General features: G+C 43.2%; 17 protein-coding genes and 2 pseudogenes. 9 read left to right on the plus strand and 10 right to left on the minus strand.

The window, feature by feature from the left end:
- Positions 1-1,194: 1,194 nt before the first annotated feature.
- Positions 1,195-3,363, plus strand: a complete 2,169-nt coding sequence (gene topA / locus V7K35_RS17740) for a type I DNA topoisomerase (RefSeq protein ID WP_335080607.1) — start codon at positions 1,195-1,197, stop codon at positions 3,361-3,363.
- Between the two features lie 302 nt (positions 3,364-3,665).
- Here topA and V7K35_RS17745 read toward each other — a convergent pair whose 3' ends face one another.
- Complete coding sequence (locus V7K35_RS17745; RefSeq protein ID WP_335080527.1) at positions 3,666-3,878, minus strand: hypothetical protein; 213 nt, start codon at positions 3,876-3,878, stop codon at positions 3,666-3,668.
- 58 nt (positions 3,879-3,936) lie between these two features.
- Positions 3,937-4,455 carry a phosphoribosyltransferase gene (locus V7K35_RS17750; protein WP_335080528.1) on the minus strand — a complete coding sequence of 173 codons (519 nt, stop codon included), beginning with the start codon at positions 4,453-4,455 and terminating at the stop codon, positions 3,937-3,939.
- 101 nt (positions 4,456-4,556) lie between these two features.
- On the opposite strand from V7K35_RS17750, the gene V7K35_RS17755 reads away from it, so the two are divergent.
- Positions 4,557-6,008 carry an MFS transporter gene (locus tag V7K35_RS17755; RefSeq protein ID WP_335080529.1) on the plus strand — a complete coding sequence of 484 codons (1,452 nt, stop codon included), beginning with the start codon at positions 4,557-4,559 and terminating at the stop codon, positions 6,006-6,008.
- 315 nt (positions 6,009-6,323) lie between these two features.
- Here the strand turns inward: V7K35_RS17755 and rtcA are convergent, their stop codons facing one another.
- From rtcA to V7K35_RS17770, 3 genes are all read right to left on the minus strand, one after another.
- On the minus strand, positions 6,324-7,370 hold the full coding sequence (gene rtcA, locus V7K35_RS17760; protein ID WP_335080530.1) for an RNA 3'-terminal phosphate cyclase: 1,047 nt from the start codon (positions 7,368-7,370) through the stop codon (positions 6,324-6,326).
- Positions 7,371-7,821: 451 nt separating this feature from the next.
- Positions 7,822-7,989: a hypothetical protein gene (locus V7K35_RS17765; protein WP_335080531.1), complete on the minus strand. Its 168-nt coding sequence runs from the start codon at positions 7,987-7,989 to the stop codon at positions 7,822-7,824.
- Between the two features lie 25 nt (positions 7,990-8,014).
- The gene (locus V7K35_RS17770) at positions 8,015-8,497 is read right to left on the minus strand and encodes a tetratricopeptide repeat protein (protein WP_335080532.1); all 483 of its coding nucleotides are present in this window, start codon (positions 8,495-8,497) and stop codon (positions 8,015-8,017) included.
- Between the two features lie 259 nt (positions 8,498-8,756).
- On the opposite strand from V7K35_RS17770, the pseudogene V7K35_RS17775 reads away from it, so the two are divergent.
- Positions 8,757-8,977, plus strand: a pseudogene (locus V7K35_RS17775) (GTP cyclohydrolase II); the annotation flags it as partial.
- A gap of 33 nt (positions 8,978-9,010) precedes the next feature.
- A pseudogene (locus V7K35_RS17780) lies at positions 9,011-9,169 on the plus strand (uracil phosphoribosyltransferase); the annotation flags it as partial.
- A gap of 214 nt (positions 9,170-9,383) precedes the next feature.
- Here the strand turns inward: V7K35_RS17780 and V7K35_RS17785 are convergent.
- A complete protein-coding gene (locus tag V7K35_RS17785) occupies positions 9,384-10,703 on the minus strand; it encodes a CCA tRNA nucleotidyltransferase (protein WP_335080533.1) in 1,320 nt (439 codons plus the stop codon).
- Between the two features lie 86 nt (positions 10,704-10,789).
- On the opposite strand from V7K35_RS17785, the gene V7K35_RS17790 reads away from it, so the two are divergent.
- The 3 genes from V7K35_RS17790 (at position 10,790) to tsaB (ending at position 13,746) form a co-directional block, all read left to right on the plus strand.
- Positions 10,790-11,038, plus strand: a complete 249-nt coding sequence (locus V7K35_RS17790; RefSeq protein ID WP_292790237.1) for a Ycf34 family protein — start codon at positions 10,790-10,792, stop codon at positions 11,036-11,038.
- 400 nt (positions 11,039-11,438) lie between these two features.
- On the plus strand, positions 11,439-12,869 hold the full coding sequence (locus V7K35_RS17795) for an esterase-like activity of phytase family protein (protein WP_335080534.1): 1,431 nt from the start codon (positions 11,439-11,441) through the stop codon (positions 12,867-12,869).
- 220 nt (positions 12,870-13,089) lie between these two features.
- Positions 13,090-13,746, plus strand: coding sequence for a tRNA (adenosine(37)-N6)-threonylcarbamoyltransferase complex dimerization subunit type 1 TsaB (gene tsaB / locus V7K35_RS17800; RefSeq protein ID WP_335080535.1), 657 nt, complete (start codon positions 13,090-13,092; stop codon positions 13,744-13,746).
- A gap of 648 nt (positions 13,747-14,394) precedes the next feature.
- On the opposite strand, the gene V7K35_RS17805 is transcribed toward tsaB, so the two are convergent.
- The gene (locus V7K35_RS17805; protein ID WP_335080536.1) at positions 14,395-15,312 is read right to left on the minus strand and encodes an AEC family transporter; all 918 of its coding nucleotides are present in this window, start codon (positions 15,310-15,312) and stop codon (positions 14,395-14,397) included.
- Positions 15,313-15,413: 101 nt separating this feature from the next.
- Between V7K35_RS17805 and V7K35_RS17810 the strand changes: the two genes are divergently transcribed.
- Both V7K35_RS17810 and V7K35_RS17815 read left to right on the plus strand, forming a co-directional pair.
- Entirely contained in the window at positions 15,414-16,214 is an 801-nt protein-coding gene (locus V7K35_RS17810; RefSeq protein ID WP_335080537.1) for a M15 family metallopeptidase, read from the plus strand.
- Positions 16,215-16,290: 76 nt separating this feature from the next.
- On the plus strand, positions 16,291-17,448 hold the full coding sequence (locus V7K35_RS17815; protein WP_335080538.1) for a DNA cytosine methyltransferase: 1,158 nt from the start codon (positions 16,291-16,293) through the stop codon (positions 17,446-17,448).
- Here the strand turns inward: V7K35_RS17815 and V7K35_RS17820 are convergent.
- From V7K35_RS17820 to mrdA, 3 genes are all read right to left on the minus strand, one after another.
- The gene (locus V7K35_RS17820) at positions 17,411-18,160 is read right to left on the minus strand and encodes a hypothetical protein (protein ID WP_335080539.1); all 750 of its coding nucleotides are present in this window, start codon (positions 18,158-18,160) and stop codon (positions 17,411-17,413) included. The genes V7K35_RS17815 and V7K35_RS17820 overlap by 38 nt on opposite strands.
- On the minus strand, positions 18,138-18,389 hold the full coding sequence (locus V7K35_RS17825; RefSeq protein ID WP_335080540.1) for a helix-turn-helix domain-containing protein: 252 nt from the start codon (positions 18,387-18,389) through the stop codon (positions 18,138-18,140). The genes V7K35_RS17820 and V7K35_RS17825 overlap by 23 nt, the downstream gene beginning before the upstream one ends.
- An 89-nt stretch (positions 18,390-18,478) precedes the next feature.
- On the minus strand, positions 18,479-20,326 hold the full coding sequence (mrdA, locus tag V7K35_RS17830) for a penicillin-binding protein 2 (protein WP_335080541.1): 1,848 nt from the start codon (positions 20,324-20,326) through the stop codon (positions 18,479-18,481).
- Positions 20,327-20,462: the final 136 nt, after the last annotated feature.

The following is a 20,462-nucleotide window of genomic DNA, read 5'->3' on the forward strand; positions in this document are numbered from 1 at the left end:
CCCTCAAAAATCAAACTTGCGGCAAAACCCGTCTCTGTTGGCTGATTTTCCCGAATCGTGATGACTGCCATAGACAACACTATTAGCTCAAGGTAAATGCCAGGATATATTTAGATACTTACACAGAACCTAGAATTACAGAAAATTTTCGCCAAATTCATTACAAAAACCTCCGCGCCAGCTGACACATTAACAATAGACCTCTTGCAAAAATCCTTGAATCACCCCTCCCCAACCCTCCCCTTGTAAAGGGGAGGGCGCAAGATTTAAAGTTTCCCTCGTTCCCAGTCTCTGACTGGGAATGCCTATGAGAGGCTCCGCCTCAAAACTAGCGGCAGAGCCGCAATAAAAGAGCATTTCCACCCAGAGGCTGGAAACGAGGTTTTAAAAGGGTTTGGGCTTAAGTTGACACCAATAGACAAAGCTATGCTTTGTCTCCCCTCCCCAAGAATAAGGCTACGGTTACACACAAGTCTGAAGTAGCTCATCAACTTGGGTTTGAGCGTAAATTTTACCCCACTCTAACCGCTTAACCCTCAAAACTAGTTGTCAAAATTGAAGCGTTTGCAACAATTGCTTCTTCATGTATAAGAAACGTTTAAGTATTTCCAAGAAATGTATAAGCTGTTGCTGCAAATACTTCATACTTTGCAACAATTGCTCCTTCATGTATAAGAAACGTTTAAGTATTTCCAAGAAATGTATAAGCTGTTGCTGCAAATACTTCATACTTTGCAACAATTGCTCCTTCATATATAAAAAACGTTTAAATAATTGCAGCAATCGTTGTAATTAACTTATAAGTTGCTCTATAGTGCGTAGACATCGCAAACCGTCTCCATGAGAATTGCTTGGCGTGGACAGCATCAATTCTCGCTAATTACTGCTGTAAGTCAACCTGGTAGACAAACAGGAAGCGCGATCGCAACGTAGCTTGCTGATAAGGATGAGTTCAACAAAAAGCAGAACTTGGAGCATAAAAAGATTTATCAAATAATATTTTTGTAGCAACCTTGTTCTACGTAGGCCGATCGCACAATCGAAACATCGCGTTGAGATGATTTACCTCTAAACTGAGTTGAGCAATTTCCAAAGCTTTTTGGTACAGTATTCTAGAAAATCCACATGACGAGAATAGGCGATCGCTCAAAAGCAATTGCCAGTTTATTGCTCAAAATCGAGAATGCAGTTGCTATGATCAAACGCCTGCTTGTGGTCGAGTCTCCCGGAAAAGTCAAAAAACTCAGTCAAATTCTGGGTGCAGATTGGAAAGTTCTCGCCAGTTGTGGTCACATCCGAGAACTCAGCAATGAAGGCGACGATTCCTTGGGCTTTGTCATGGATGGCAGTAATGTCCGGTGCAATTACATCCCGCGTGACCAACGAGCGAAGGAAACAATTCAGAAGCTAAAGTCTGCGGTGAGGCAGGTTGATGAAGTTGTTTTAGCAACTGACCCAGACCGGGAAGGCGAGACAATCGCTTGGCATCTCAAAGAAACGCTGGGTTTAAGGGAACCAAAACGAGTAATTTATACTGAGATTACAGCATCGGCGGTGCAGAGTGCGATCGCTAATCCTAGAAAGCTAGACCAAAATTTAATTGGTGCTGGGCTGTGCCGAGATTGCCTAGATAAGTTGGTGGGTTATAAAGGTAGTCCTTTAGTTTGGGCATTAAATAACGGCGCTAAAAGTGTTGGCAGAGTTCAAAGCGCGACTTTGCATTTGATTTGTCAGCGAGAAAACGAAATTCTGACTTTTGTCCCCCAAGATTACTGGAGTGTCTGGGTAGATTATGCTGAAGGATTCCGGGCTTTTTACAAAGGGACAGTCAATTCTGCAAAAGATGCAGCAGACCAAGAAACTGAAACACACGATGACGCAAAGGTAGGTAATAGTCCAGAAACACCAGAATCTAAACGCGTTCTTTCCGAAGCAGAGGCTACACGTTTAGTTGAAGAAGCACGGCGACATTCTCATCAAGTGATTCATTTTGAAGGAAAAATCGTTAACCGCCAGCCACCACCACCATTTACAACTTCCAGCCTTCAGCAAGCAGCTGGTTCAAAGCTGAGATTTGCTCCTGACAAAACTATGGTTGTTGCCCAAAAGCTCTATGAGGCTGGGCTTATCACATATATGCGAACAGACTCAGTGATGCTGAGTCCAGAATTTTGCGCCAGCGCCCGTAAATGGTTAGAGCAAAATGATCCGCAGAATGTACCGCAGCAAGTCGCCAAGCATCGCAGTAGCAAATCCGCTCAAGAAGCACATGAAGCGATTCGCCCAACGGATGTGTTTCGTCCCTCAGTTCAGTTACGCTCTGAACTTCCTGATGATCAGTTTAATCTGTATGTGATGATTTGGAAACGGTCAATTGCCTCTCAGTGTCGGGCTGCCCAATTGCGTAAAACTTTGGTGATTACTCAGTCTGGTTCTCTACTGTGGTCAGCCAGAGGGCAAGTGATTGAATTTTACGGTTATGCTCGGTACTGGAACAATCTCAGCAAGGATAGTCTTTTACCTTCATTACAACAGGGACAGGCATTGAAACTAGAGAATGCTGGACATGAGCAGAAGCAGACGCAGCCACCACCCCGTTATAGTGAACCCAAATTAGTGCAACTGATGGAACGTAAAGGAATTGGTCGCCCAAGTACTTATGCTCCGACTGTTGCTACTTTAAAAAAACGAAATTATGTCGAGTTGATAAAAGATCATCTGCAACCGACAGCCTTAGGCTTAGAAGTTGACGCATTTTTGCTCAAAGCACTGCCAGATTTACTAGAGGCGGAATTTACAGCGAAAATGGAGGATGCCCTTGATGCAATTTCTGAAGGAAAAAACTCTTGGCAGCATTATTTAACTAGTTGGAATCAGGATTACTTTCTACCAGCACTTTCCAAAGCTAAAACTGTAGTTGCGAGTTCTCCAACAGGTAAAGTTAATGCGATAAATGAGCGCAAATATGAAATTTCTAAAACGCGATGCCCTGAATGCAAAAATTTTCTCGCCAAAATTCCCAGCAGTAAGGTTAAAAAGAAATATTTCCTCAAATGTACAACAGGTTGTGAAAATGTCGTGTTGTTTTGGAGCGACTTTAACAAAACTTGGCAGCCACCACAAACTAAAGCAGTCCAAGCTGAGAATCAACAAAAACCTCCTGTGAAAACGACGGCATATCCCTGCCCAGTATGTAAGAAACCTCTAGAGGAGTACAGTTATATAAAAGATGGGCAGAGTAAGACAATGTTGCGATGTTGTGACCCGCGATCGCGTAAGGATACCAAACATAAAGATGTGGCTTATTTTAGTACGCAAAAAGGGTGGTGGAGTCCTAAGTTTGGGGAGATATCAAAAACTTAACTAAAGTTATCCTGCTCATTTCACCCCACCCTAACCCTCCCCTTATAAAGGGGAGGGAACCGGATTTTCTTGTTTCCCCCCTTTATAAGGGGGGATTAAGGGGGGTAATAATTCGATTAAAATCACAAAATGCCACTTTTCAAACAACCTCTTATATCATGTCCGACTTAATACTTATGTCATTGGGAGCAAAGCGTGGCAATCCCAAACCTTTGTGATTGCTTCTCTACGAGACGCTACGCGAACATTCCACTTCGTTGCATTCGCAATGACATATCGTAAGTGATTTACCGAACTTGATATTACCAGGGAATCCAGTCTTTAAGCAATCCCATCTGCCCCTGTTTAGACCATAGCGTATCACTTATCCATGCAGTAAACAAATAAACTACAGTAGCGGTAACTGCTGCCAACAGTCCAAAAGTTAGAGGAGAAAGACGAAATTTTTCAATTACTAGATACGCAACAAAATCAAATCGGTGAAGGTTTCGTTTGTGCGAAATATCGTTTGTCATTCTTTCTATAACATTTTTGAATTCTTCATTTTGAATTATACGTAGCCTTACTAAGTATTTATAAATACGGACTTACCTTAGCCGCAAGTTCTGCGGGGTTCATCTGCTCGTAGTGTTCAAAAGGTTGATGAATCCAGGGGTTGTCAGGCAGATAATCAACATAATAATCGGGTGCTATAACTGAACAGGCTTTATACCAAAGTACGGCGGTGCGAATTTCCTCAATCGGGAAATCAGTATTTTGCTTGAGCCAAGGTATAGTCTGTTGGAGTGTAATCCCAGAGTCTACTAAGTCATCCACTAGGAGAATGCGCGAACCTAACTTTTCGGCAGTCATCGTTAAGTGGCGGGAGAAAATTAAATTACTTCTTTCTTGCTTACCAGTGCCACTGTAAGATGAGGTTGCTAAAATTGCCAATGGTTGCTGGTATATACGGGAGAGAATATCTCCAACTCGTAGTCCTCCTCTAGCAAGACAGATAATCTGGTTAAATTCCCAACTGGATTGATAAATCTGAATAGCCAGTTGTTCAATTTTTTGGTGATAATCTGACCAAGAAAGATAAAGGTCTGGCATAAGTATAAAGGGAGTCGTAGATAGCTAGTATTGAAGGCGATGTCTAGGACGGGGTATTCGGCCTCGCAAACTTTATTATTTTAATCTGAGTGCAAAGTTTTATGAATGATTCTGGTGCTGATGGCGATGCCCAACGAGATATTCTCAGTGAAAAACTCGACTTTAAAACAAAACTGGCTTACGGTGCAGGAGATTTAGGCCCAGCAATTACAGCAAATATCTCCGTTTTTTACCTGCTGTTTTTCTTTACCAATGTTGCTGGTATCCCTGCGGGTTTAGCTGGCAGTATTTTGATGATTGGCAAAATCTGGGATGGGATAAATGATCCGGTTATCGGGTTTCTGAGTGATAAAACGAAATCTCGTAGCTGGGGCCGTCGTCTTCCTTGGATGTTTTATGGAGCAATTCCCTTTGGAATTTTCTTTTTATTGCAGTGGATTGTACCGCAATTTAGGGCAAATCAAAGTGATAATATTTGGCCCATGTTCTGGTATTACGTAGTGATTGGGGTGCTATCTCAGTCCTTTTACACGGTTGTGAATTTGCCTTATACGGCGATGACTCCAGAACTAACTCAAGATTATGACGAACGCACCAGCCTTAACAGCTTTCGATTTACATTTTCCATTGGTGGTAGCATTCTGTCGTTGATTTTAGCGCAAATTGTTTTTTCTCAAATTGCCGATCGCCAACAACGATATCTCGTTTTAGCAGCAGTTTGTACTGTAATTTCGATTTTAGGATTATATTGGTGCGTTTTTGGAGTCCGCGATCGCATCCTGGCTTTTGAGTCCAAACGCATTCAAGCTGAAGAACCTGCATCTCTCTCCTTCTTGGAACAGCTAAAAATTGTCTTTAGCAATCGACCTTTTTTATTTGTTATTGGTATATATCTTTTTTCTTGGCTAGGTGTGCAGATTACAGCCAGCATTATTCCCTATTTTGTAGTCAATTGTATGGGTCTCAAAGAATCAGATGTGCCCACACTGCTGATTGCAGTCCAAGGAACTGCCCTGCTGATGCTATTTGTCTGGGGGACGCTGAGTAAAAAAATCGGCAAGAAACTTGTTTATTTTATGGGAATGAGTTTATGGATCATAGCTGCTGCCGGACTATTTTTCTTACAGCCCGGTCAAATAGCTTTGATGTATTTGATGGCTATCATGGCAGGTGTTGGTGTATCCACAGCTTATCTAATTCCTTGGTCGATGATTCCAGATGTGATTGAATTAGATGAACTCCAAACCGGACAACGCAGAGAAGGCATTTTTTATGGCTTCATGGTTTTGCTGCAAAAATTTGGTTTAGCTTTTGGGCTGTTTTTGGTAGGAAATGCTTTGCAAGTAGCCGGTTTCAAAGAATCTGTAGCCGGAAGTCCACCACCCATTCAACCGGAATCGGCATTGTTTGCTATTCGCATTGCCGTTGGGCCCATACCTACAGTTTGTTTGATTTGTGGCTTAGTTTTAACGTATTTTTACCCGATTACCCGCGAAATGCACGCAGAAATCATGTTGAAACTTAAAGAACGGCAAGAGAAGAGGGGGAGTTAAGGGAGTGGGGAGTAGGGGAAAAAGAATAACTAATGAAATACAGCAGATTGCAACTTAGTGAGGTACAGATAATCGTAGGGGCACAACATGTTGTGCCCCTACCCGTGTACTTCATTTACCTGAAATACGCTGTATTTACTATCGTTGCAAGCGAAGCGAAGCATTTTAAATAAGCTTTAAATTTTTATCAAAATTGTCTGTCAAACTTGTAGTTTGTAGTTGAAGGCAAAAGGGAGCACAAGATTGATTTTGATTTACATATTAGTGCTTTCTAATACTCTAGCAGAAGAGATTAATAAACTAAAAATCCTTATTTTATCTTGTCAAACTCTTTACAAACACTATTTTTTCAGCTTCATCTACTGTTATCTGCGCTAGTCCAAACTGTTCAATTACCGCTGCATTTGTCGTCAAATGTCTACTCACCTCAGCCACTCGATATTGACTTCCTTGTGACGCTAAAGCAGCTGGTAATAATAACTGGTCTGCTAAATGTTCATCTACTGCTGCACCAGTGCGATGAAACTCAAGCAGCTGCTGACAAGCAATCTCTGCAACTGTCTCCGCCGACAACCGCAAACGCCCAAATCCACCAAAGCCACTCAAGCTATTCTGATACTCAGCAGTTAAAAAAATTCCCGCCCCAGGTGCCACACCTCTTTCTCGCAAAGCGTGTACAGCAACTTTCAAATGCGCTTCCCGTAATAAATTCTCCGCACGATTCGCCATGCGTTGGGGAATATGCGAAGGCAATTCCGTCACCACTGCTAGTCCTCGCACCTGTTGTAACTCTCCCCGTTCCAGCAAGTTTATCCCGCCTAGTTGACTACCGCCATCCACCTGCAACTGTACCTCTCCCCCACCTTGGGGAAACCACCCCCAAGCGCCTAACTTGACTTGGGCTTCTACACCCATGCGTTGCAATATCGGCAGATAAACTTGCTCAATATACGTCACTGTCGGGCTAAAGTTTACATGAGTTCCACCCTTTAGTGTTACCTGGGAATTCCCAGCTGCTAGTGCCAAAGGTAAGAGAATTGTCTGTAAAACTAGAGCGATCGCACCCGCAGAACCACCAAGTTGTGCTTTACTAACATCAAAGGTATAAATTCCAGCTTGCACAGCACTACCTGGGATGAATTCCAGCAGCATTGAACCCAAAGCATCACCCCGTAGTTGGGCATTACAAATTCTCGCCGCAGCCCGAACTGCTGTTAAGTGTTGTGCTGCTAATCCTGGCTTTTTGCGTCCGGCACGAATGCCTGTAACTCGTATGGGTTCGCCAGTGATAGCCGATAGACTTAAGGAAGTGCGAAGAACTTGTCCGCCTCCCTCTCCGTAGGAACCGTCAATTTCAATCATGGGTGATTTTGGGATGTTGGATTTTAGGTTATCCCCACGGCTTTTGAAATCAAACCACAAATTATAGACGCCTAGTAGCTAGCTTTTCGGAGGGAGGTTACACAAATATACATAGAAAGTTCTGATAGTGTTTCTGTAGTTTCCTAATTTTGAATTTGGATAGGACTTACGCACACTCTACGAATTATTGGCGCTCTTGCTTGGCATCTTGGCGTCTTGGCGGTTCGATAAATTAAGCTTTTTAGCAATCTTTGCGTATGATAATTACATATTTATAACTAAAAAAATCTACCCCACCCCCCATCAACAATTAAGTACCACTGAGAACCTGGGGATTACCCATTTTGATAGTTACATCTAAACCATAGTTTTTGTAAATATCAGTGGCGTAGGCGCAGCCCGTCGTAGACATCGCCTGGTAAAATCCGCCGTGTTGTGATTGTACTATCCATTAAGTGCCAAATATAACTTTATCCAACCGAGAATTACTAGTTGACGGTTGGTTGCTATTACTATAAGCAGCAATGACGCTACTACTAATCCAGATAGAACCGTATTGAATAAAATTGCGGCGACTAAGGCAATGAATTGCTGTTGATGAGGGTGATGACCGATTCATAAAACAGGGTAGATAATGCTCTCTCCTATTTACGGTTGTAGCTGAATCTAAATGTACATTCTAGAATCAACTTTTGATTCACTAGCGAATAGGGCTGAATTTCTAGAGCTTGTTGAAAAGCTTTGATCGCTTCACCATACTCACCTAGTGCCGCATAACACAATCCCATCCCATGAAGCGCTCCAAAATGTATCGAATTTATCTGCACAACCATCTGACAATCTGCCAGAGATTTTTGATAATCACCAATACTGTAATAGAGAAAACCACGACGATTCCAGGCTTCGGCAAAATCTGGCTGCTCTTCGATTAGTGCTGTCAGCGTTGTTTCGGCTTCAGTAAATTCACCTGCATCCAGTAACTTTTGACTGCGATCAATTATTTCCAGCCCATAAATTCCCTTTTGCTGAAACCAGATCCGCCAGATTTTTCTGGTTGCCTTGTCGCGGACTGTAGCATCCGGGTTTTTCAACTCTTCAAGTAAGGAATTGATAGATAAAGAATCCATAAATTTGAGATCAGTGAATATACCTTTGTATTAACTTTCTCACAAAATATCTCCATTAAATCATTTTTAAAGTCATCTTTAAATTTGCAGAGATTAATTGTTAATTATGAAATTTATGTGTGATTTATTGTATTCAGCAATACGACTAATACCACACTCGACATTTAGAGTCATAAAAATCAAAACTGACTAGAGGTAGTTGACAGATCCCTAATGAGTAATAGCTGATCAAAACATCCCTAAAAAAATAATGACTATGCCGGTTTTGGATTTACCAGGAATTGTCAAGCACTTTGACATTGCAGAAGCACAGTTGCGTCGCACTTTATTTGAACAAACTGGGGGGATGCTTCCAGAATTGGTGACAGAATCGGATTTGGAAGGTTTTTGCCGCCAATTGGGGGCGTAACAGTGTATATTGTCGGTGAAATCGCTGCGATCGCCAATCTCAACAAAGCTGTAGCTGTGCGGCTTCATGATTAATGCAACGGTTGAAACATGTTTGACTCACGTATCTGCTTACTCGCTGCACCAGAAAGTATCGAGCGTTTTTATGAGCTACTTCCTGATGTGCCGCTGTATACTGCCGCTATTGATGACCATTTGGATGAACATGGCTATATTATTCCTGGGTTGGGAGATAAAGGCAATCGCTTATTTGACATAAAATAAGCTGATTACTCATGAGCAAATGAGCAACAATGGAGTAATTAACCTGACACTGTATGAATCGTTGATTAACAACTTTTACATTCGTCAAATTTGGGAATTGTTGCAGACAAATTTATCGCAAATACATCATATTAATTCACTAACTTTATATCCAATATTAATAATTTTCTCAGGCTATTCCATAAATATCTAGTATTGACTCGGAAACTCAATATCACAGCCCCTCAACTAACTGACGTGCAAATGCGATCGCCTCTGTTGGCGTTGAAACTTTCCCCTCAGCTTGTGCTACGCCAATTTCTCTCAACAGTTGGCCGATGATTGGCGAACCTGGAATATCTAATGCTATAATCAACTCCTTCCCGCTCACTAGTGGAATGGGATGAGCGACCAGATCATCAGGGTTCAGGTAGCGGTTGATTAAAGGTGCCAAAACAAGGCAACCTATTGCTTTGGTTTCCAAAGTTGTAGCAACTCCTGCCTGTAGTGGGTTGTCACCAGACATCGCCTCTACCAAATTATCAAATGCTACAGCTAGCACTGCCGTAGCGGGAAACACAATATCTGCGTCATGGAACAAAAAGTATTGTTCTCGCAATGACATATCGACTATTTGAAGCTGCGGTAACAGTTTGAGGGCAGTGGTTACACCCCGGATTTCGGCACGACTATAAGTTAGTTTCTGTAACTCTATTTCTGCTAATTCTGGATTTGGGTTGACAAGACAAGCAAGTTTGGCAATACCTAACCAAGTGGTTTTGATCCTATCGCGGACATACTCTTGCAGTTGTGCCCCTAGTTGTTGCCAATTTTGGATGAGTAAGGCAGCTGCATTGTCAACTGCTGCTAATTTGATCAAGCTTTCACGGGTGGCATTTTTGAAGAAAGGCGCAAGTAACCCATCTTCCCAAGCACTTGTAATCCAAGGAGTACCCTGAGAATTTGCCAGCAGATAGCCAATTTCTACCCTAACTCGTTCAGCTGCAACTTTGCTGATATGTGATGCCAAAGAACGAATTGCGGCTTGGGTAGCTGGCTCAATAGTAAAACCTAGTTGGGCGGCTTGGCGATAACCTCGCATTAACCGCAAAGGGTCATCTTCTAAGTTTGCGGGTGATACCATTCGCAAAATGCCCTGTTGTAAGTCTACGTAACCTTGTAGAGGATCGATAATTTCTTGTGTATGGGGATTATAAGCGATCGCATTTACCGTAAAATCCCGTCTGTGCAAATCAACTTCTAAACTATTTCCTTCCTGTTGGGCAAAGTCAGCTGTGGCGTGGGGAAAAACCACACGGGCAATTTGTCGTTCTGCATCGAGTAACACAAAACCAGCTTTGTAATGACGAGCGATCGCTCTCGCTACCTTTACCGCCTTAGATGGGATAACAAAATCTAGATCCAGATATTCGCGAGTTCTGCCAAGGAGCGCATCTCGGACAGCACCACCTACCATGTAAGCCGGTTGTGGCAGGAATTCCAAGCTGAAAGGCCAATTTTCGGGAGCTAAGGTAGAAAGAACTGATTCGTGCATTGTAATAAAAATCAACCCAGCAACTCATGAATAACAGTTGCGCTTAAGTTAGATTAACAATAAAGGCCCCTGGAGTTGGTTCTATTATGTGTATTTGCGTGAATTGCCACTATGTAGACAGCTGTTTTACCTATCATGCCGTAGAAGGGCAGCACCAACAGCCTCACTTGACTGAAACACCAAATTTTGATCCGAATGAACCTTCTATCAATGTCAACATTCGCACTAAAGAGGATGTAATTGAAATGGAATGGGATGTTGTTGGTTGTCTGAGCTTTAAGCGGGAAACCGGTAAATGGTCGAAGTTGCGTCCTGGTGAATTAGTGCCGACTTGATAGAAAATGATTGGTATATCTTAAAGGTGACTACTGCACCAAACAGCAGTAGTCGTAAATATTTTTGCAAGTAACTATAAGGGTAACTTTAGCCGCATTTTTCACAAGTGAGAAATGTGGCTAAAAAAGTTTGTCCTCTCGTTTGCCTTATTGTGCCCCTCCACAGGCTCACTTACAGCAGAATTCAAGTATTTGAACCACATCTGTCGTAGGGGCACAAGGCCTTGCGCCCCTACCGCGTGGTCTATTTACCTGAAAATAGCTGTAATACTGGTGGGCATCAGTCATTTTTGAATTAATTCTGACTTAATCTTTGCTTAAAAATAGCTTAATCATTAGGCATAGATAATAACAAAGTGGAAAAAATACAATATCCCTCAGTAAATATTGAAATATTAATATGCTTAAGAGAAATCTCATTCTGTTCTTGTTAGCTTCATTTTTTGCTGCCCCCGCTGCTAACGCAGAGGTTAAATTGGTCGCAATTGGGAGCTTGAGTGGTAACATCACAGATCTCTCCAGCGAAACCTCTGCTCCGCTCGAAAGCGGTGTTCCGGGAAACCTCCTCGGTGGTTTTGGATCGGGACTAGCCTACGCTGGTCGTAATACCTTCATCGCTATCCCAGATCGGGGTCCGAATGCCAAGCCATACAATAGCGCAGTGGATGACACAACATCCTATATCAACCGCTTCCAAACCATCCGTTTGAAACTTGTGCCAAGCCAGCTTGGTTCAGCATTGCCCTTTACTCTTACTCCTTCGCTAATTGCCACAACCCTGTTATCGAGCAAGAAGCCTCTCGACTACGGTACTGGGGTGGGACTAGGAGTACCCAGTGGTGTCCCTGCCCTGAATGCCAAGAATACCTACTATTTCACTGGACGCTCAGACAACTTCGACCCTACCCAGATATCGACCGATCCCAATGATGCCCGCTTCGATCCTGAGGGTGTGCGTGTATCCAATGACGGTGAGTTCATCTTTATCTCCGATGAATACGGCCCCTATGTGTACCAATTCAACCGGGAGACAGGTAAGCGGATCAAGGTCTTTACGCTCAACAGCAAATTCGCAGTCAAAAACCTAAATCCCGTTGGTGCTATAGAGATTAGCAATAACACATCTGGACGTGTTGCGAACAAGGGTATGGAAGGTCTCGCGATTACCCCTAATGGCAAGACTCTAGTTGGCATAATACAGAGTCCACTATTACAGGACGGGGGTACGAATGGCGCTTACACCAGAATTGTTAAGATTGACATTGCAACAGGTGCTATCCAGGAATACGCCTATCAGCTAGATAATATCGGCACTTCAGCTAAACCGAAATACCCAACAGTAAGTGAGATTTTGTCCATCAACGATCGCGAATTTCTGGTAGACGAACGAGATGGCAAGGGGTTGGGCGACGGCTCTCAGGCTGCCTTTAAGAAGATATACCATATCGATCTGACGAATGCTCAAGAAGTAAGCAATATCACTGGCGAAAGCAACCTGGCTGGCAAGGCAGTTAGCAAGACCTTGTTCCTCGATGTAGTAGCTACGCTGACTCAGAATGGGATCAAAGCAGAGGACATACCTGCCAAGCTTGAAGGTTTGGCATTTGGGCCAGATGTGGTTATCAACCGCGTGATCAAGCATACGCTTTTCATTACCAACGATAACGACTTCGTTGGGACTATAACGTCGGACACTTTCCATCCAGGGGGTATCGATAACCCAAACAAGTTCTTCGTCTTCGCAATTGACACTACTGACATCCCAGACTTCGTACCCCAGAAGATTAAAGGAGAGATTGAATATCCGGCGTTGCGGGAAAGAGAATGGTAAAAGTTGTAAAATGGAAAGATGAAGTGTCCCGAATGCAACTCTCACCAAACAATTAAGAACGGCGATCGTTAAGGCAGAGAGTGTGCAAGTGCAAACCATATCAGGCTTGCCTCACTCCCATGCTCCACATGGGAGTACATTCATGTGGGCTGCTGAGTCGAAGTATTATATGCTTGAATAAATTACGTTAAATTTATAAAAACAGATATTTTAAGTAACTTTGACAACGCAACTAGAAGACTTTGCAATCAATAAATCCGCCTTGGCACTACACACCAGTACTCCCGAATTGGGTTTGGCAATTACTAATTTTGCTGGGGAAACTCGCTCTCAAATTTGGAATTTGGGGCGTGATTTATCTAGCTTAGTACATCAATATTTAATTGAATTTATCAAACCGCAAACTTGGGCAGATTTGTCCTTTATCGCAGTTGCAAAAGGCCCTGGCGGCTTTACGGGAACTCGGATTGGTGTTGTCACTGCTCGGACTTTAGGGCAACAATTAGATATTCCTGTATTTGCGATTTCAACTTTGGCTGCGGTAGCATGGTCAGAAGCAGGCAAAAGTCAAAATCCAAAAACTCTTGCTGTGGAAATGCTAGCACAACGAGGTCAAATTTTTGTTGCTATTTATCAGTTTGAGCCAGATACTTCTAAACTAAAAGTGTGTTTGTCAGATAGAGTGTTGACACCAGAAGCATGGCAGGAAACTTTAGCGAATTGGAACACTGATTATCAGCTGATTCACGCCCAATCTGGGTTAGCAGCAACGGTGACAAGTATTTTGGAATTAGCTAATCTCGATTGGCAAGAGGGCAAGTGTCCTAATTGGTCAGAGGCTTTGCCATATTATGGGCAGCATCCAGTAGAAGTTTAACTGATTAGACCTCTTGCATAAGTCGAATAGACCCCCCTTAATCCCACGCCACTTGCTACAACGGAGGGAACCTCCGCAACGCAGTGGCTCCCCGATATATTGGGGGGAAACTTTAAATCTTGCCCCCTCCCCTTCATAAGGGGAGCCACTGCGTTGGGCGGCTCTGCCGACTTGAAGCAAGTGGCGTGAGGGTTGGGGAGGGGTGATTCAAGGATTTTTGCAAGAGGTCGATTGTAGGTCAATTCCTTTGCCATGCTCTAATAAGGGACTTGCAGTTAAAAAAACATCCCATCCCTGCGGGACGCTCCGCGAACGTAGGGGCGCAAGGCCAAGATCCCCTACAAATGTACAAATAATTTTGGATAATTTATTTTTTGTCAGTCCCAATGCTAAGGAATCGTGCGGAAATAACTTACCTATTGAGCAATACCCTTGCGTTAAGGCTAAAACTATTTGTCAAAGTCAATTATTTTTTACGTAGACGCAAAGTGGCTTGCCGCAATCGCCTTCTCTACGAGACACCACGTGAACGCGTAGCGTCTCGTAGAGAAGAAGGCAAAGTAAGAGAAGGAAGAACTTAAATTAAAACGATAAGATACGTTTTTCCTGGGGTTTTAAGCGATCGCATCACGGTGCATAAATCCCAAATCAAAACAGCCACAGCCAAACTGGGAGAGTAACCAGCAATACTATAGCCCCAGCAGCTAAGGCAGTAACGGCCAGATCGCGATCAAGATTGAATGTTTCAGCAATTACCAGTGTGGCGAAAGCTGGAGGCATGGCCATTTGTAGCACGATGATCTTTGCGATCGCCCCAGTTAATCCAAATAGTGGTAAAATGCTGCCCAATATCAAGGGAACTAGCAGCATTTTGATTCCCAAGCTCATCCCTACTTGTGGTAGGCTACGCCAAGATTTCAGCAGCGCTAGTCGCATCCCAATTAGCGTCAAAGATAAAGTTACGACACTCCAAGCAAATTTCTCTAACCAGAATTCCGCGACTGTGGGAATTGTCGCCTGTCGAAACAGCAAGCCAAATCCGAAACCCCACAGGGCAGGATTAATTAAGATAGCCCTAGCAGTCTGCCAATGATTATGTACACCACCGCCAAAACGCGCTGCTAGTAACACACCCAAGCCATAAGTTCCTGGGAATGAACCTAACAAATCGTAAAATAGCGCCCAAGCAAAGTATTCCTTGCCTACCATTGCTAAGGTAATAGGAAAGCCAAGATAACCTGTGTTACCCAACATTGCTGCTAATATCAAGCTAGCCTGAGTCGATTGTTGGGGGACGGGATTTCTAAAATAGACTTGTCCTTTAATGGCTAACCAAGCTAAAAATCCTCCTAGTAAAATGGCGAGATAAGCGAAGGCAGGTGCAATCCAAATTTGCCCCGACAAGCTAGATTGACGCAAAAAGGATACTATGCTTATGGGTACTCCCACCCAAAAAAGAAACTGTCCTAAACGAGTAGGAACTGTCACAGGTAGTTTGCGTCCCAGAATAAAACCTACCAGGACTAATCCTCCCAGCTTGACGTATAGTTCTAAAAGGTTTGTCAAGATTGCGCCTAAAACCACAGATGTAAAATGCTACCTGTTCCGTCTACTTTTGTCCAGTGCAAAATCTGTTATGGTTATCCCACAAAAACAGGAGTTTACCCTTGAATAAGGCTGGGTTTTCTGGAAAACCGCAAAACTCATCGAATGACCTTGGTGATGATATTCCAGTGGCTGTACGCGATACCCCTGATGCAACACCTAAAATTTGGTTGCAACCCCGAATTATCCTAATTGGGGGAATAACAGGATTTGTCTTGCTGGCTTTAATTAGCGGTTTTTTGTTTTTCGTCACTACACCCAAAAAAACTGCCAATTCTCAACCCTCGCCCACTAGTTCTGCACCCACACCGACTACAGAATCTGGTAATGTCAATACTGTGTTAGGGCATTTTCCATACCCAGAAGCCCCTGAGTCAGAACTAGTAACCATCTCCGCAAATAGGGGCATTAGAATGCGAAAAGCTGCTGCCCAAAAGTTTCAGGAGATGGTAGCAGCAGCGCGGAGTGCAGGTGTAATTTTAGTACCAATTTCTGGCTTTCGCTCAGTCAAAGACCAAGAGCAGTTGTTTTTTGCTGTCGGTGCCCAGCGAAATCAGACGCCAGCAGAACGAGCTGCCCTCAGCGCTCCTCCTGGTCATAGCGAACATCACACAGGTTATGCTGTGGATGTTGGAGACGGAGCAGTACCAGCAACTGATACCCAAACTAACTTTGACAAGACCAAGGCTTATCAATGGCTGCAAGCAAATGCAGCACGTTTCAGCTTTGAAATGTCATTTCCCAAAGATAATATTCAAGGTGTGAGTTATGAGCCTTGGCACTGGCGTTTTGTAGGCGATCGCAGTAGTTTAGAAATGTTCTATAAAGCCAGAAATTTGAAACCCGCTAAGATACCTCAATAAAAGTTGAGCTAGAAATTACTATCTTTTTATAAAGGAGTTGCTTGACGATAGTTTATGAATACTATAGTATTCATAAATGACACACAAGATTATTGACTTATTTGCTGGTGCTGGTGGCTTGACAAAAGGCTTTCAGATGGCGGGCTTTGAATCTCTATGTGCAATCGATATAAATGCAAAAGCCTTGGCGACCTACAAGCACAATTACCCAAAAACTAAAATCATTCATCAGGACATACGTCAGGTTAGTCCTGATGACTTACGATTAGCGTTAGGCTTGCGGCGAGAAGCACCAATACTGTTGATTGGCGGTCCTCCATGTCAGGGATTTTCCAGAAATATTCCTGCTGGTTATCGCTACCTCAATGATTCCCGTAACCTGCTATATCGAACGTTTTTGGAATTCGTAGAGGAGTTTAGACCCCTTTATGTCGTAATGGAGAACGTGCCTGAAATCTTGAAAGCTTACAATGGCGTAATTAGGGAAGAAATAACAGAAAAACTTGAATCATTGGGCTATAAAGTTGTCTCTTCATCATTAAATGCTGCATATTATGGAATACCACAAACGAGAACCAGAGCTTTTTTTCTAGCTAGCCTCGATCACTCCCTTCATTTTCCTAAACCAACACATTTTGGTGATATTAGGAGTGACTATAGAACTACAAAATCTTGTAATCAGCTTAATTTATTAGAGGCAAATATTTCTCCACTTGTCACAGTCAGAGATGCGATTGGAGAATTACCACCACTAGATGCAGGACAAGACTATGACGCTGAAGTTTATCCTTCTCCTCCACAAACTACATATCAAACGATGATGCGTCATGAAAGCATAAAAATTGTTAATCATGTTGCTCGTGCTTTGAGTCCAATTCAATTTTCGAGAGTTCGCGCTCTTTGTGAAGGACAAGATGCTAGGGACTTACCTTCTGAATTAGCTCCCAAAAAACACTACAGCGGCGCATACGGGAGACTTTACTGGGATAAACCAGCGAGAACTATCACCAGATGGGTCTTCCATCCAGGATCGGGTAGGTTTTTTCATCCTACTCAAGATCGAACAATTACAATACGTGAAGCTGCAAGATTACACTCTTATCCAGATGATTTTCACTTTTTGGGAACATATACTGAGATGGCTTCTCAAATTGGTGAATCTGTACCTCCCCTACTAAGTAAAGTGATAGCTTCATCTATTCTTCAGACCTATCCTCAGAAAACTGCGTATTGATTTGATCTTGCAAAGCAGAGAGAACTGTCTCCACATATCGATCAAGCGTAAGACGAGTTCTTGCAACTGTAATACGAACCGCCTGTGTAGGAATAGCTCTAGCTCTGAAAAGTTGTTTCTGATTTTTGTACCAAACCAATTCTGTTTTGCCTGCAACGCTTCCCTGTAGTCCAGCCCCTAATCCCCCAGTAGTTTTATCTACCGTCCAAGCCCAAGAAAACGTATTTGGGTCAAGAGGATTGAGTGGAAATTCGCAGTAAATATACTCATAGCCTTTGATAGTTTTCAGTAATATTCCTTCATAACTATTGACAACGCTCTGTGCTGCCTGACTCAAAATAATCTTCTCGTTCCAATGTTGGATAATGGCTGCTCCAAGCTCATTAGGCAAGGATTGCTCTGTCAGACCGGGAAAACCCAGTTGTACAGACTTCTTGATGACATCTGCTCTCTGAATGACAAACAAAAATGGACTTGTAAAGTTGAGGCTATTCAGTTGGAGTGATTTGAGTGACCAACCAGTTTTAGTCACCAGATCAACAGCATCATAGAGAAGTTTGCTACGTCCCAGAGCGGGATCTGATAAAGGAATATCCTTAACATAATGAAAAATTGCTTCCCAGGTATAATCTTCTATCGAGCCGATGACTGGAGATGCAATAGTAGCAATAATGGCTTGGCTTAATCTTTCAATTTCGCTGTCCGTCAACACTCAGGGATTCCTCTACATTTTGTAAAAACTCACTCATTGTCATACCTAAAGCATTGGTAATATGGCTGAGAACTCTAACAGATGGACTTTTTAGCCCCCGCTCAAGCTGGCTGATATAAGTCCTATGCAGACCTGTCACTTCTGCAAGATACTCCTGTGACCAACTTTTCTCTGTGCGACGACGCTGTAGTTCTAGTCCTAAAATTTGGTCTAGTTTACTGGACTGCATGAAGAAAAAGCGTAGAATTTTGAATACAAAAGTTCTACAGACTAAAGTATTCAAAATAGCCTGATGAGTGACATAACAAGGTAGGCATACTAGTCTCCAGTACCATGTCCTGAACTCTGAGTTTTAGCTTCTGATCCTTCAGACTGAGGTTTTTGATACTTACCTGGATACTTATGCTGAAAATAAGCTTCCAGCACTTGTAAAACCATCGGCCCACAAACAGTACCGCCATGTTCGCCAGTATTTTCCCCAAAGGCCACAACCACAATTTCCGGCTTATTACTGGGGGCGTAAGCACCAAACCATGTATGATTTGGGCGACCAATACCAGCTTCAGCAGTGCCACTTTTCCCAGACGCTGGGGCAATTGTCGGCACGTCTAACCGCTTACCTGTACCCTCACTCACCACCTTCCGCAGTCCGTCGCGGAGAACTTTGATGGTTTCCGGCTTCATATTTAAGGATTCTCGCCAACTTTTTGCTTCTTCGTTGTCTTTGAGCAAATGCGGCTGAACTCGATACCCACCATTAGCAGGGACAGAAAACATAATCGCTGATTGCAGGGGTGTGACTTGCAAAGCGCCTTGACCAATTGACATATTGATAGTGTCACCTACACTCCAAGGCGTCTTCAAAACTCTTTGTTTCCATGTTTCATCTGGAACCAAGCCTTTTGATTCTTCGTTGGAAAATTCAATGCCAGTTTTTTGACCAAATCCGTATTTGCGACTCCATTCGATTAAAGTTGGGCCACCGACTTTTCTACCAACTTGATAGAAAAAAGTATCACTACTCATAGCGATCGCTCTGGGAAATCCCAATGGCCCAAATCCGGTGTGGTTCCACTCACCAAAAGTCACCCCCCCAACAGTTAGGGAACCAAAGGTCTGTAATACTGAGTCAGGAGAGAATTGACCTGATTCGAGTCCGGCTGTCGTGGTGACAATTTTGAAGGTACTAGCAGGTGGAAAGGCACTCAAGGCTCGATTGATCAAGGGATGGTCTTTACCTTGCACGCTTTCCCAATCTTTCTGGGAGAGTTTTTGTTTGGAGAAGATGTTTGGGTCAAAGGTGGGGTAAGATACCAGTGCTAAAACAGCACCGTTATTCGGGTCAAGTGCTGCGATCGCGCCTCGGTGATTTCCCAAAGCTTTTTCTGCTGCCTTTTGCACATCCAAATCTATGGTCAGGTGCAAATCGTTACCAGCTTTTGCCTGTTTCTCCCCCAAAACCCGGATTGGTCTACCCGCACCATCTACTTCCACCTGCTGACCGCCCCATTCGCCCCGTAGAGTTTTCTCATAGGCCTTTTCCACCCCCATCTGACCGATTACGTCTCCCAGTCGATAACCTTCCTGTTTCTTGTCCTTTAACTGGTCGGCGGTCAACTCCCGTGTATAACCTAGTACATGCGCTAATTGCTTACCGTGAGGGTAGTAACGTACAGAATCTCGATTAATTTCCACTTCTGGCAGTTCATTTTTATACTCCTTTAATGCTGTGATTTGTGCTTCATTTAGATCACGAGCAATGCGGATGAGCGAAGAAGAATTAGCACCTGCTTGTTCTAATTTCTTTTCCATCTCGTCTTGCGGGATGTTGATAATTTGCGCTAGACGGGGACCAACTACTGACCAGGAAGGCTTAGTATGTGCCATCGGCCACAAATATACAGAGCTAGGATAGCGAGTACTGGCTAAAAGTTTGCCATTTCGGTCAAAAATATTGCCCCGTTCTGGTTGTTTAAGAATCATCCGAATTCGGTTCGCTTCGGCTCGTTCCCGGAGTTTTGGGCCTTCAACAATTTGCAAATATGCCAAACGCGCCCCAATACCAGCGGTCATTAATAGGGTAAATACGATTAAAAATATTGATTGGAAACCACGTCCAAGTGTACGGGTATCTTTTTTGCTGCCAATTAATGGGAATAAAGACATAAGATAAAGAATGATTCCAAGAGCGGTATTATCTGTATACAATTACCCCAAACTCATCCCCAGTAATGGGTACGAAAGAATCGGGCGAGTATATTCATTCCTGAACAATTGTTTTTGGCGGATACAATAAACCAAA

This window comes from Nostoc sp., assembly GCF_036917275.1.
Classification (GTDB): Bacteria; Cyanobacteriota; Cyanobacteriia; order Cyanobacteriales; family Nostocaceae; genus Nostoc.